Raw genomic sequence first — 13577 nt, 5'->3', positions numbered from 1 at the left:
ATTATGTTATTTGTTCTGAGAATGTTTTGAGTGTAAAAAAGGAATTAACCCAATGTCATCAGAAACAGAATTAGAAGGATACAACGTTGAAGAGCGTGAGTATTCACCTTCATTACTAAATGAAATAATGGCTCAGACACGACTGACCCCTGGCGACGATGCCTATGATATTGCCAAGCAAGGAGTTTCAGCATTTATTAGCAATATCTTAGAAAATGGAAGCAATAACGAGCCTATCAACAAATTATTAGTTGATCGTATGATTGCCGAGCTAGACAGCAAGCTCAGTAAGCAGATGGATGAAGTTTTACATAGCTCACGGTTTAAAGAGCTAGAGTCGTCATGGCGGTCTTTGAAATTACTCGTTGATCGTACTGATTTTAAAGAAAATATTAAAAATCATATTTTGCATGCCACTAAAAGTGAGCTTTTGGATGATTTCGAGTATTCACCTGAAATCTCTCAATCGGGTTTCTATAAGCATGTTTATGCGAGTGGCTATGGGCAATTTGGTGGTGAACCGATTGCTTCAATTATTGGCAGCTATGAGTTTAATCAAAGTTCGGCAGATATGAAACTGCTGCAGTATGTTAGCTCTGTAGGCGCGATGGCACATGCTCCATTTTTATCTTCAGTTTCACCATCGTTCTTTGGTTTGAATAGCTTTACTGAATTGTCTGCAATCAAAGAGCTAAAAGCCGTTTTTGAGGGGCCTGCTTATGTGAAATGGCGAGCTTTGAGAGAAACGGAAGACGCTCGTTATATTGGCTTAACTGCCCCAAGATTTTTACTCCGTCTACCGTATGATCGCAATGAAAACCCAGTTAAGTCATTTGATTATCAGGAAGATGTGAATGCCGACCACGAGCACTATCTGTGGGGCAATACTGCATATTTGCTAGCTTCTAATATTACGGATAGTTTTGCTAAATATCGTTGGTGTCCAAACATTATCGGGCCTCAAAGCGGTGGCAGTGTTAATGATCTACCAGTGCATATTTACGATTCTCTTGGACAGTTACAATCAAAGATCCCAACCGAAGTTTTGATTACAGACCGCAGAGAGTATGAGCTTGCTGAAGAAGGTTTTATTACTTTAACCATGCGTAAAGGTAGTGATAATGCGGCTTTCTTCTCTGCTAACTCAATACAAAAATGCAAAGTTTTCCCACCTACTCGCGAAGGGAAAATTGCAGAGACCAATTATAAATTAGGTACTCAACTTCCTTATATGTTCATCGTGAACCGCTTAGCTCATTACATTAAGGTTCTACAGAGAGAACAGCTGGGGGCGTGGAAAGAGCGACAGGACTTACAGCGAGAACTCAACCAATGGATTCGCCAGTTTGTGGCCGATCAAGAAAACCCGCCATCTGAGGTTCGCAGTCGTCGTCCATTACGCGGAGCATCGATTACTGTGAGCGATGTTGATGGCGATCCGGGTTGGTATCAAGTTTCAATGTCTGTGCGCCCGCATTTTAAATATATGGGCGCAAGTTTTGAGTTATCTCTCGTCGGTCGCTTAGATAAGGAATAGTTGTATGCCTGCACTCACCCCTTGGCAAAGAACTCGGGCGTGTAGCTTGTTTGGGCGTATTGATGAAGGTGCATCGATAAGGTCACTGGACAAGTCCAGTGACCTACTTACGTCGCTGAAACAAAACCTTAACGACGTGTTGAACTCACGCCCAGGATGTTGCCAAAGTAGCCCCGAACTAGGTGTTGTAGATTTTAATGATGCAACAGGAAGCTCTGTCGATATATCTGCTTCAGTTTGTAAAGCGATTCAACAATGTATTGAGAACTTTGATCCAAGAGTAAGATCAGTGGATGTTGCCACCTTTAATAAAGAGAGCGATCCGCTAACGTTATTTTTTCAGGTCAAGGCGCATATACAATTCGAAGATATAGACAGTGTCGTCAACTTTAATATTCAGCTCGATGATAGCTCGCGTTATCAGCTGCGCTAAACTAAATAATTAAATATGAAACTAGAAGATTATTTTAGAGATGAGCTGGCATATTTACGTAATCAAGGTGCTGAGTTTTCTCAGATATGGCCGCAACTAACACGTTTTTTATCGGAGCAAAGCACCGATCCTGATGTTGAACGATTACTGGAAGGGTTCGCATTTCTCTCTGGGAGCCTGCGAGAAAAAATTGAAGATGAATTTCCAGAGTTGACTCATGGCCTCCTTAATATGCTTTGGCCTAATTATTTACGCTCTGTACCAAGCATGACAATAATTCAGTTTTCACCGAAGGAACAATCGATCAGTGAGGCCGCTTATATTTCAGAAAATGTTTTATTAGGGGCTAAAGCGATAGATGGATTATCCTGCCAGTTCTCTACCTGTCGGGATGTATGGATCCTACCCATTGAGTTAAATGGTATACAGTCAAATAACAGCAATGAAAATGGAAAACTGACTTTGTCATTTGACGTTTTTGGTCAAATTAGTCTGGAAAAGATAAGTTTAGATAACATGAGGATGTATCTTGGTAATAATGACCATAGTGCAACTCAATTATATTTATGGTTTTTACATCATTTTAAATCTGCGGCTGTATTGCTAGATGGTGTTGAGTTTTCTGTGCCAAATATAGATATCTCGCCTGTTGGTTTTAATAATCAAGACGCGCTTTTGCCATATCCAAAAAATGTATATTCCGGATACAGAATATTACAAGATTACTTTTGTTTTCCTGAGAGCCTATTATTTTTAGACTTCAAAGGATTTGGCTCTCTACCACAAGAAAAACCAGTTAGAAAAATAGAGATATCATTTTATTTTGATAAACCATTGCCAGCAGATGTAAAAATCCACTCTGATAGCTTACGATTACATTGTGCCCCTGCTGTTAATCTATTTCCACATCACAGCGAGCCTCTACAATTAGATGGGCGAAGTGTTAGTTATCCATTACGAGCTAGCCACTCACGACCAGAGTTTTATGAAATATTTTCAGTAAAAAAAATAGAAGGATGGCTGACAAAACATGGGCATGAACAGCGCAACGAAACTAAGCCCGCTCGTATTTATCACCCATTTGAAAGTTTTCGTCATCAAACTGAATATGAGAAAGAGCGTTCAACACGTTACTATCATCTAGGCGTTCACAACGCACTTAAATTCGATGGCCTAGAGCATAGCATTACATTTGTTCGCGGGGATGAATCTGTAATAACTGATGATGAAGAAACGATATCCGCAGAGTTGTTATGCTCTAACCGCCGAGTTCCTACAAGATTAGGTATTGGCGATATTAACGTAAGTTATAGTGATACACCTCCATTTGTTAGTTTTAAAAATATAACTCATCCTACCTTGCCACTTAGGCCCATTATGGATGGCGGATTACAATGGACGTTAGTATCAAACTTATCACTTAACTATCTATCGTTGTTGAACAAAGACGCGTTGTTACAAATTATTAGAAATTATGATTTCCCTGCAATGAACGATCAACAAGCCTCTAAAATATCCCAGCGACGTTTGTCAGGGATTGAACGATTAGAAACTAAGCCTGTTGATAGGCTGATAAAAGGGCAACCGGTTAGAGGTATTCAGTCAACGCTGTATATGAAGCAATCAGCATTTTCTAGTGAAGGAGATATGTATTTATTTGGCAGCGTCCTTGCTAGATTTTTTTCTTTGTTTGCCAGTGTAAATGCTTTCCATGAATTAACGGTAATTAATACAGACAGCCAAGCAAGTTATCGCTGGCCACTTCAATTGGGAAGTCGGCCACTAATATGACAGAACTTACAAATATTCAACATTATAACTTCTACCAACTCGTTGAGCTTTTATACAAAATAGAAAATCAGCAGGTTGAATGTGAGAAGGGAAGGCTTGCTAGCGAGGAGTTTATCCGTTTCTCTTCTTGTGCATCTTTGGGGTTTCCTTCTAGCGATGTCGTATCTTTGAAAAAGGATGGGCGAGGCTATGATTTAGAAGTTTCCTTTTTGGGACTTCATGGCAGCCAGTCCCCATTGCCCGGTTATTATTTAGAACGGCTGGCTTGGGAGTATGCGCAGCAAGACGGCAATCTTTATCATTTTATTGATTTTTTTAATCATCGCTTTTTGATGTTATTGCATCTAGCTTGGAGAAAATATCGCTATTACATTCGTTATCAGGCAGATGGTAATGATGGTTTTTCTCAGATGATGTTTTCGTTAGTTGGCTTAGGGAGCCGAACTTTACGCGATGTGATCCCGGTTAATCACAGCAAAATGTTGGCCTATTCTGGCCTGCTTGCTGCGCCGGGTCGATCTCCTGACGTTGTGTCGGGATTAATTTCTCATTGCTTTGATTTGCCAAACATTGAAGTAGAGAGTTGGCAATATCGCCGGGTTCCAATTGTGCCACACCAACAAAATCGTTTAGGTGAATTAAACTCTGATCTGCGTGGGAATTTCGTTATTGGCGATTATTCACCTGACGTTTGTGGAAAATTTACGCTATGCATTCATGATCTTTCTCACGCTCACTTTTTGCGCTTTTTACCTAATGGCGATCTTTATCGACCTCTAGTCACTTTTGTTGCATTTATTCTGCGAGACCAGTTGGCATGGGATTTACAGCTTGGACTAGCACCAAAGCAGTCAGTGAGAACCTGCTTAGGTCATGATAAAGGGTGCTTATTAGGATGGACGACATTTCTTGGTCAGCCTCCAGTCATTCCCCGTGTAATTATAAGTGTTCAGGAGTAACAACATGGATGGTTCTACATTTTCATCTGCAACATTAACTCTTTATATCAAAGATATTAAATCGTTGCGTGGAAGCATTGATAGGATGCATGTATTTACAACCGAAGGGGGAAGCTTTGGCTGCGAACCTGTTAGTGTCGGTAACCATTGGTTATTGCAAGACTCTGCACAGAAAATTAAGCCACTAAATGCCAATATTATTTGGAGTGATGGGCAATTCTGCTTGCAAGATCTTATTGGTAATTGCCTGATTAATCACTCTAATCATGGCTGCCCTTCAGAAAAGTTAATCGCATTATCTCAGAGTGACTCTATAAGTATTGGAGATTTAAATCTTAGTGTTCATTTGCAGTTAAATGAGCACTCTCCGGCGGCGCCAGACTATTTGCAGCTGCAAAATATCATTAGTACTGAAGAAATGAATAATGTTAACCGTGTCATCAATGAACCAACGAATCATGCTGCATCTCAATATAATTTAAGCACATCAATAAAAGAATCGAATATGCAATCTTTTGAACCAAGTACATTAGGTGTGAATCGTAACTCAGTGGCCGATAACTCATCTTCTCATTTGTTAGATAATCCATTAATGGCTCGCACAGAACCGGTTGTTACTTCGCAAGAAGAACATATGATGGATGATGAGTATCTTGATGTTCCATCCTCTTTTTATTCAGCGCCATTGAATGAAAGTAATGCTGATATATTTGAGAATGTTGCTTTGACGCCCGTATTACGTGGGTTAGGCGAGTTTTTACCTTTCAGAGACAGTCAGGCAGCGAATAGTTTTCTTGAAGAGGCAGGTCGGACATTAAATGCGGCCATTCAAGGACTATTAGATCTCAATCAAGCTCAAAAAAATACCAAAAAACAGCTACAACCGATCGAAGATAATCCGTTGCGTTTAGGGCTGAACTATAAAGAGACGGTAGAGACTCTTTATGGCGATCAAAAAAGCCAGGTTCATCTCACTCCTTCAGCGGCAGTTGCAGAAAGCCTTACTCACATGAGACTGCATTATCAGGCTTCAAATAGAGCTATTGATGCAGCTCTTTCTTCTGTCATTCAGAGCTTTTCGCCTTCTGTTTTAATGGCTCGATTTCAGCGTTATCGCAGAGACCACATGGCAAGTATCAATGATCAAAATTGGATCTGGGAAATGTATCAGCATTATTTCAACGAGTTGCTTTCTGGGCGTCAAATTGGCGTAGAAAAATTATTTCATGAAGTCTATGAGCAAGTTTATGACCAAACTTTGCGCCAGCTTCAAGGAGAGGAATCTTAATGATCCTATGGCAAAAAGTATCCGCTATTCTCCTATCGATATTGTTATTGAGTGGATGCGGAAAAGGACCTTGGTTTGGCAAGGAAGAGCCTGATGCAAGTAAATTGTCATCTACTTTGGGATTAACATTGTTGGCGGACGATGACATAAATCCAAATAGTGACAATGAAGCCTCTCCGCTAGCTTTTCAGGTGATATTAATGTCTGAGGACTCCAAATTGTTAGCTGCCGATTATGATCAGTTGACTGCAAAGGATATGAAAGAGGTTCTAGGGAAAAACTATATTGACCATCAGGACTTCACGCTATTGCCAGGCCAGTATAAGTATATTTATCCGACTGAGTTAGATAGCAAAGTTCACTATATCGGTGTAGCTGCTTATTACAGTAAGCCTAATGGTGCTCAATGGAAGAAAGTATTAAAGCTAGCCCCCATAGGACACAAGTACCAAGTGCTAGTGCATTTGCACAAGGCTGATATTGATGTACGCAAGGAAAGCGAGGATTAATTATGTTGACACGTAACCGTATTATTTGGAGTGAGGGTTTATTTATTAAACCGCAGCATTTCCAACAGCAACAACGTCACATTGATTATCTATTACATAGCCGATTCTCTGCTTTAGGAGAGCACTTCTCGGGGGTTACCGAGTTGAAAATCAATGATGATCATCTTAGCTTTGGCCGAATTACATTGAGTAGTGCTTCCGGGGTTATGCCTGATGGCAGTGTTTTTAGCCTACCCTATGAAGATGTGATGCCCTTACCGCTTGAAATTAACGATGCCAGTTTAGTCGGACAAACTGTTTACTTGGTGCAAGCATTGGCAAACGATCATGTTGCGGAGGTCAATCTACAGAATCGTTCTGGGCCAAACCACTCTCGTTTTCAATCACACCAAGAAGATGTCCGCGATCTCTATTCATTGAGCGCGGATATAACCGAACTCCCGCTGGCAAAAGTGAACTTGCGTCTTATGCTGGAGAGTCAAGATCGAAGCACCTATGCCGCTTTGCCAATTGCAAAAATTGCGGATAAACGCCCCGATGGCAGCATCTTGCTGGACAGCGAGTTTATCCCAACCTGTCTTTCAATTAGTGCGACACCACGATTAAAAAGTTTCTTATCAGAAATTAGCGGGTTAATAACAGAAAGAGCCAAAAACTTGGCTGAACGTATTGGTTCACCTAACCAACAAGGTGTTGCTGATGTAGCTGAATTTATGTTGTTGCAAATGCTAAATAGAGTCCAACCGCGGTTACAACATTTAACACACCGGGCAACTCTTCATCCTGAGCCTTTATTTCATGAACTGATTGGTCTTTGTGGCGAGATGATGACATTTACGGATGCATCTCGATTACCAATAGATACGCCTGTGTATCGGCATGACAATTTACAGCTTAGCTATACACCGCTGATGTTAGCGCTCCGCCAAGCATTGAGTACTGTGCTTTCGCCGCGGGCAGTGTCATTGCAGCTGCGCGAGCAGCGCTTTGGTGTGCTGGTAGCGGTAGTCGGTCAAGTTGAGTTGTTGCAAGAAGCAGAATTTGTATTGGCTATTCGTGCAAACATGCCGTTAGACATATTAAGCAAACAGTTTGTACAACAAAGTAAAGTGGCGACGCCAGAGAAAATCATGCAACTGGTAAGCTCGCATACCCAAGGTATTCAACTTCGGTTACTCACCTCAACGCCAAGGCAGCTGCCTTACCACAGTGGATACATCTATTTTTCTCTCGATCGCCAAAGTCCACATTGGCCTGAACTGACTAAGGATAGTGGGTTTGCATTCCATATCGGTGGGAAGTTCCCAAATCTTGATATGCAGTTTTGGGCGATTAGGAGATGACATCAATGGATATCGTTATTAATAACGACAATGCGGGGAAAAATAGCGCTGAGTTTCTTTCGGGGGCGGCTGGCGTGGAACATGCGACTAGCGACGATGCGCTTTCTTGCCTAGTGCATCGAAACCCACTGATTGAAGCTTCTGCGCCGTTGCTTGGGCTTATTAATCGGATTAAGTCATTGAATGAGCCGCCGCTGATCCCTCCCTTGATTGCTCAAGTGGAGCAAGAGATTAGAAATACGCTGCAGCGGCTTGAGGTTGAAAATTATGAGCCAGGTATTTTGCTGTCTTGGAGTTACTTTTTTTGCACCTTCATCGACGAAATGGTGATGGCAAGACCGTGGGGAGTTGATGGTTGGGCGCAACATACATTGTTAGTCCGTTTCCATAGTGAGACTTGGGGAGGCGAGAAATGCTTTCAATTGATAGATCGGTTGCTTCTCGAACCGGCTCGATATCGTGATCTGTTAGCGTTTATACATCTATGTTTGTGCTTAGGTTTTCAAGGGCGCTATCGGATGACAATGCAATATCAAGAAGATAGAGAAAAAATTCTGCGTAATATTCACCAAAAACTACAGATTTTGAACAAAATTGACCCAACCCGTGGTTTAGAAATCCTGAATGCCACAGTCGTGCATTTCGGGAAATCTAACAGTGAATCTCGGTATCGCTTGAATCGGTATTTAACCGGGAGAAAAGTTTTCTGGGGGCTGGTGACGGTGGCTTTATTTAGCTACGGCATGTTTGCCTGGGGCTTACATAATCAGACTCAAGACATTATTACTCGGTTAAATGATTTGCTGCCATAAATTATTCATGGATGAGGAAAAGCGTAGATAGCTCGCTTTACCCGTATTTTCACAAGGAGAAGTAAGTGATTAGAATTGATCTTCCTGCTTTAGTTGAGCGTCTTAATCCCGTAGCGCGTAATGCTCTAGAAAATGCCGCGGCCTGGAGTTTAAACCAGCAGGCTACGGAAATTACGGTCGGGCATTTTTTATATCAGCTGCTTGAGACGCCTTTGTGTGATGTGCGGGTGATATTTGGCCAACTTGGCGTAAACCTAGATGACTTTAAGCAAGGTTTGTTAAATCAGCCCGTCGACCATTCAGCCTACCCACAAAGTTATCCGAGTTTTTCACCTTTGCTCGTGGAGTGGCTACAAGATAGTTGGCTACTTGCTTCTATTGAGTTAAAGCATGAAAACTTGCGTAGTGGCGTGCTGCTTCTTGGATTGTTGCATCATCGCCATCGTTATTTACCGGTAGAAATTAGCTATCGTTTGGATGAATTAAATCGAGAGCAGATTGCGAAGGATTTTATTGCATTAACTCAAGACTCCGCAGAGATTCCGATAGCTAAAACTCAGGGGGAATTAAGCACGTCATCTGGCCCAAATGGGAACTCTGACGGTTCGCTTTTATCTCGCTTTACCTTGAATGTGACAGAACAGGCCCGTACTGGAAAGCTGGATCCTGTGCTGTGTCGCGACGCTGAAATTGATTTAATGATCGATATTTTATGCCGCCGTAGAAAAAACAACCCGATTGTGGTGGGTGAGGCTGGAGTAGGAAAAAGCGCACTCATTGAAGGACTGGCATTACGCATTATTGCAAATCAGGTGCCTGAAAAAATACAAGGCAGTGAGTTGCTGAGTTTAGACCTAGGTGCAATGCAGGCGGGGGCATCGGTAAAAGGTGAATTCGAAAAACGCTTCAAAGGGCTTATGCAAGAGGTCCTAGAAGCTGAACATTCTATTATTTTATTTATTGATGAGGCTCATACATTAATAGGCGCAGGAAACCAACAAGGTGGGCTAGATGTATCAAACTTACTTAAGCCTGCATTAGCGCGCGGTGAGCTTAAAACGATAGCGGCGACTACTTGGCATGAATATAAAAAATATATTGAAAAAGATGCTGCGCTATCACGTCGTTTCCAAATAGTACAGGTTAAAGAGCCGTCAATTGAGCAGGCAACGATTATTCTGCGAGGTTTACAGTCTCGGTATGAAGACGCTCACGGGGTCCTCATTAATGAAGATGCTATTCAAGCTGCTGCACAGCTCAGCGCCCGTTATCTATCTGGACGTCAGCTACCCGATAAAGCGATAGATGTATTGGATACCGCCTGTGCTCGGTGTGCAATAAATATGACAACACCGCCTCGCAATATTAGCGCTTTGCAAACGCAGCTATGTGAATGCCAGCTTGAAATTTCCAATATAGAGCGTGAACAGCGTATTGGATTAAACGACCACGCTAGTCGATTGAGCGATCTTTATCAGCTTCAGCAAATATTAAAAAATGAGCTTGATGAACAGCATGCGACTTGGCAAAAACAGCAAACGCTGGTCATTGATATCATTAAACAACGGCAAGCTATTTTAGCTGGCGAAAGTACGCCGCAGTTGGCGGAAAACTTAGTCAGACTTGAGCATGAACTAGCTGAATTACAGCTGCAAAACGTCAGTGTTTCTCCTCACGTTGACCGACTTCTTATCGCTTCTGTTATTGCCGAATGGACAGGTGTTCCCCTAAATCAAATATCGCGCAGTGAGCTTAAAGTGATTACTGAGCTACCTGACTATTTAGGGGAAGATATCAAAGGGCAGGGTTTAGCGCTGAGCCATTTGCATCGTCATTTATTAACTGCACGTGCAGATTTACGTAAAACAGGACGGCCTCTAGGTGCATTCTTGCTGGTGGGGCCAAGTGGCGTAGGTAAGACTGAAACCGTTTTGCGCATTGCCGATCTGTTGTTCGGTGGGCGAGCTTGGTTGACCAGCATTAATATGTCGGAATTTCAGGAAAAACATACCGTTTCTCGGCTGATCGGCTCCCCTCCTGGATATGTTGGCTACGGCGAAGGCGGTATTCTGACAGAGGCTATTCGCCAAAAGCCATACTCAGTTGTATTACTGGATGAGGTTGAAAAAGCACATCCCGATGTTCTGAATCTTTTCTATCAAGCTTTTGATAAAGGGGAACTTGCTGATGGTGAAGGTCGGATAATTGATTGCAAAAACATCGTATTTTTCCTGACCTCAAACTTGGGATATCAGGTTATCGATGAATTACATGATCGACCTGAAGAAATTCAAGATGCTCTTTATCCTGAACTCGCCGCGTTTTTCAAACCAGCTCTATTGGCGCGAATGGAAGTGATTCCGTATCTGCCATTGGCTCCTGATGTTCTCAGGGAAATTGTTGCGAGTAAATTAGCTCACCTGAATAAAACGTTGGCTGAGCGTTTTCATGCAGAGGTTGTGATTGACGAGGCAGTGCATGAAGAAATCTTGTTGCGTGCGCATCGAAAAGAGAATGGCGCACGCATGCTGGAATCGGTCATTGATGGTGTGTTGTTACCCCCGGTATCACTCGTTTTATTACAGCGCTTGGCCTCCGGTGAAGCTATTACGAAAATTCATTTCGGTGTGAAAAGCGGAGAGTTCAGCATTGAGGTAGATAGCTAATGAATGTTTCTGCGCAGCAGGCCACGCTGGCCCTGTTGTCATGTGAATGTTTAGAAACATTAGGGCAGGCGCTTTGCGAATGTATTTTGCAATGGGCGCCTGGGGCTTATTTACTTGTGGGTTATATATCACCGAGTAAGCAAGATCTTGCGTGTTATTCAAATGGCAAAGGTGAATCGATACTAAAATTACAGTTTGACGATTTTAGTCATCCATTTGCCCAAGTTATGCGCACGGGAAAATCAGCTGTCTGGTCAACGTTAAACTACGGGGTGCGAATTGAGCACCCTGAGTTTAGAGCGCTTGTACAAAATATGGGTAAAGAGTGTGGATTATCTGTTCAGCCTTTCTTTGATAATGAACAGCGGCTAGTAGGTATATTTGCTATTTTCGATATGCCTTCGGTTCTTAATACCTTAGTACAGCCTGAGCATGCATTTTTCTATCTATTACAGGTGTATTTATTGCAAGTTAAGCATTTAAAAAAGACAGCTGATTTGGTGTCTAAAAATAATGCCCGCCATGAAGTTTCATATGTCCAACAGATAGAAATCAACAATATATCGCATACGGTGCAACGAGCATTCGTTGGTAGAAGTTCGTATATCTGCCAATTACGTAAAAAAGTTCAGGTGGCTATAGCGCACGAAGCTCCTATCAGTATAGAAGGAGAGAGCGGCAGTGGTAAAAGCAGGCTAGCGGCTTTATTGCACACGTTATCACGACGGAAAGGGGATTTAGTTGTTGTTGATTGTAATAGTTTAGATTTGCAGCAACAGGGTATGCGCCTTTTTGGCGCTGATAATGTCAGTGAAAGCGCTTTGATAGAGGCAAACAACGGAACGCTGCTGCTGGAAAATATTGATCAACTTGCGCCTTGTTGGTATGGAAGATTACAGCATGCTCTTGATTGTGGAGAGGTACACTCTAGCCAAAATTATGACATCGCTGTAAGCCAATTCCGTATGCTAACCACGAGTTGCCAATCCCTATCAGCTCTGGCCGCTACGGTGCCATCGTTTCACTCTTTATATTTACGCCTTAATCATTACCCATTAATGCTGCAACCGCTACGTTGTTGGCGTGAAGATCTCGATCTTCTGGTACCCAGTATTATTTCAGAGCTTTGCCAGCAGCATCATAAACCGATATTTGTCATTCCTAATGAATGGCTCACTCTCCTTCATGCTTATCACTTCCCTGGCAACGTCTTAGAGTTGAAAACATTGCTAGAGATTTTGCTGCTCGAATATTCGGATGCGGAATTACCAGCCATTCACGAAATTCTTGCAGAAAGGTTAACTAATAGTCTGGGCGCAGAGCCTATTGCCGCACCTGACTATACGCAATCCGGCACTCTGAAAGAGGTGATCTCTGTTTTTGAAAAGGCAGTGATTAGTCATCGACTTCATAGAAGAAACTTCAATAAAGAGAGAGTTGCTAACAGCTTGGCAATTTCCCGCCGTTCATTAGATATGAAATGTAAGAGATTAGGGCTATCCAAATGATAATTAAACTAAGAAGAAGCCTGTTTATTATTGCGCTCATTCCGTGTCTGGTTTTTGCTGCGGAAAAACCTAAAAAGCCAGATGCCAGCACATTATTATCATCTGATGTGCAGCGAGCGATGGAAGCGTGCCGTAATGAGCCTTTTCCATTGCCTCGTTTACAGTGCTATGACCAAGCATGGCACCCCAAAATGCAGAATGTTGGCGTACCTCTTGGTAACGCTAAAACCGATAAACCTGACGAGGCATGGCAGTTGGCGATGGCTCAAGAACATCAACGCTCTTCAAATGACCCTACCTTGCTATTACGTGAGCTCAATAATAACAGTGGTGAGCCCATTTTATTGATGACAACCCCGAGCCAAGAGGGTGGCTCCGTGCAGGCTATTTTAGCTATCAGCTGCGTGGAAAATATTACTCGAATGCAGCTGGTATTTAACCAGCCATTAGGGAATGGAGAAAGCCCTTTAACATTAAGAACTAGCAAGAATGACATTGATACGCGCTGGTTTTGGCGTTCGAGTGGCTATCGTCTCGAATCCAGCCGTGGACTTAGTGGTATAGCCGAAATTCAGCAGTTATTTGGTAGCGCTACGCTCACCCTCATTGCGAATAAAAAGGCGCTAAACGGATTAACTTTCCAACTCAATAACCTCCAAACAACGCTACAGCCGCTACGTAAGGCGTGTCACTGGTAATAACAAAATACTGGCGGGATAAGCCGGTAAATA

11 protein-coding genes are annotated in these 13577 nt (G+C 42.4%); all 11 read left to right on the top strand.

Annotation, left to right across the window (positions count from 1 at the left end):
• The first annotated feature begins 52 nt into the window (after positions 1-52).
• Positions 53-1537 carry a type VI secretion system contractile sheath large subunit gene (gene tssC, locus AB3Y96_RS16965; RefSeq protein WP_367299779.1) on the top strand — a complete coding sequence of 495 codons (1485 nt, stop codon included), beginning with the start codon at positions 53-55 and terminating at the stop codon, positions 1535-1537.
• A 4-nt stretch (positions 1538-1541) separates the two neighbouring features.
• Positions 1542-1970, top strand: coding sequence for a type VI secretion system baseplate subunit TssE (gene tssE / locus AB3Y96_RS16960; RefSeq protein WP_367299778.1), 429 nt, complete (start codon positions 1542-1544; stop codon positions 1968-1970).
• A 15-nt stretch (positions 1971-1985) separates the two neighbouring features.
• On the top strand, positions 1986-3761 hold the full coding sequence (gene tssF / locus AB3Y96_RS16955) for a type VI secretion system baseplate subunit TssF (protein WP_367299777.1): 1776 nt from the start codon (positions 1986-1988) through the stop codon (positions 3759-3761).
• Positions 3758-4720 (top strand): type VI secretion system baseplate subunit TssG, encoded by a 963-nt coding sequence (gene tssG / locus AB3Y96_RS16950; protein ID WP_367299776.1) that lies wholly within the window; start codon positions 3758-3760, stop codon positions 4718-4720. The genes tssF and tssG overlap by 4 nt, the downstream gene beginning before the upstream one ends.
• Positions 4721-4724: 4 nt before the next feature.
• Complete coding sequence (gene tagH / locus AB3Y96_RS16945; RefSeq protein ID WP_367299775.1) at positions 4725-6008, top strand: type VI secretion system-associated FHA domain protein TagH; 1284 nt, start codon at positions 4725-4727, stop codon at positions 6006-6008.
• The gene (gene tssJ / locus AB3Y96_RS16940; protein ID WP_367299774.1) at positions 6008-6517 is read left to right on the top strand and encodes a type VI secretion system lipoprotein TssJ; all 510 of its coding nucleotides are present in this window, start codon (positions 6008-6010) and stop codon (positions 6515-6517) included. Before tagH ends, tssJ begins: the two co-directional genes overlap by 1 nt.
• A 2-nt stretch (positions 6518-6519) precedes the next feature.
• Positions 6520-7860, top strand: coding sequence for a type VI secretion system baseplate subunit TssK (gene tssK / locus AB3Y96_RS16935; RefSeq protein WP_367299773.1), 1341 nt, complete (start codon positions 6520-6522; stop codon positions 7858-7860).
• 5 nt (positions 7861-7865) lie between these two features.
• Complete coding sequence (icmH, locus tag AB3Y96_RS16930; protein ID WP_367299772.1) at positions 7866-8672, top strand: type IVB secretion system protein IcmH/DotU; 807 nt, start codon at positions 7866-7868, stop codon at positions 8670-8672.
• A gap of 65 nt (positions 8673-8737) precedes the next feature.
• Positions 8738-11338 (top strand): type VI secretion system ATPase TssH, encoded by a 2601-nt coding sequence (tssH, locus tag AB3Y96_RS16925; protein WP_367299771.1) that lies wholly within the window; start codon positions 8738-8740, stop codon positions 11336-11338.
• Positions 11338-12846 (top strand): sigma 54-interacting transcriptional regulator, encoded by a 1509-nt coding sequence (locus AB3Y96_RS16920; RefSeq protein WP_367299770.1) that lies wholly within the window; start codon positions 11338-11340, stop codon positions 12844-12846. Before tssH ends, AB3Y96_RS16920 begins: the two co-directional genes overlap by 1 nt.
• Complete coding sequence (gene vasI, locus AB3Y96_RS16915) at positions 12843-13544, top strand: type VI secretion system-associated protein VasI (protein ID WP_367299769.1); 702 nt, start codon at positions 12843-12845, stop codon at positions 13542-13544. The genes AB3Y96_RS16920 and vasI overlap by 4 nt, the downstream gene beginning before the upstream one ends.
• Positions 13545-13577: the final 33 nt, after the last annotated feature.

This window comes from Hafnia alvei (assembly GCF_964063325.1).
GTDB classification, from domain to species: Bacteria; Pseudomonadota; Gammaproteobacteria; order Enterobacterales; family Enterobacteriaceae; genus Hafnia; species Hafnia alvei_B.
The sequence above is the reverse complement of the archived record's forward strand: the minus strand, read 5'-3'. Positions and strand labels throughout refer to the sequence as shown.

What these genes read in the sequence shown, in the direction of transcription:
- tssC (WP_367299779.1), top strand. Translation starts at nt 53, where the DNA reads ATGTCATCAGAAACAGAATTAGAAGGATACAACGTTGAAGAGCGTGAG.
- tssE (WP_367299778.1), top strand. Translation starts at nt 1,542, where the DNA reads ATGCCTGCACTCACCCCTTGGCAAAGAACTCGGGCGTGTAGCTTGTTT.
- tssF (WP_367299777.1), top strand. Translation starts at nt 1,986, where the DNA reads ATGAAACTAGAAGATTATTTTAGAGATGAGCTGGCATATTTACGTAAT.
- tssG (WP_367299776.1), top strand. Translation starts at nt 3,758, where the DNA reads ATGACAGAACTTACAAATATTCAACATTATAACTTCTACCAACTCGTT.
- tagH (WP_367299775.1), top strand. Translation starts at nt 4,725, where the DNA reads ATGGATGGTTCTACATTTTCATCTGCAACATTAACTCTTTATATCAAA.
- tssJ (WP_367299774.1), top strand. Translation starts at nt 6,008, where the DNA reads ATGATCCTATGGCAAAAAGTATCCGCTATTCTCCTATCGATATTGTTA.
- tssK (WP_367299773.1), top strand. Translation starts at nt 6,520, where the DNA reads ATGTTGACACGTAACCGTATTATTTGGAGTGAGGGTTTATTTATTAAA.
- icmH (WP_367299772.1), top strand. Translation starts at nt 7,866, where the DNA reads ATGGATATCGTTATTAATAACGACAATGCGGGGAAAAATAGCGCTGAG.
- AB3Y96_RS16920 (WP_367299770.1), top strand. Translation starts at nt 11,338, where the DNA reads ATGAATGTTTCTGCGCAGCAGGCCACGCTGGCCCTGTTGTCATGTGAA.
- vasI (WP_367299769.1), top strand. Translation starts at nt 12,843, where the DNA reads ATGATAATTAAACTAAGAAGAAGCCTGTTTATTATTGCGCTCATTCCG.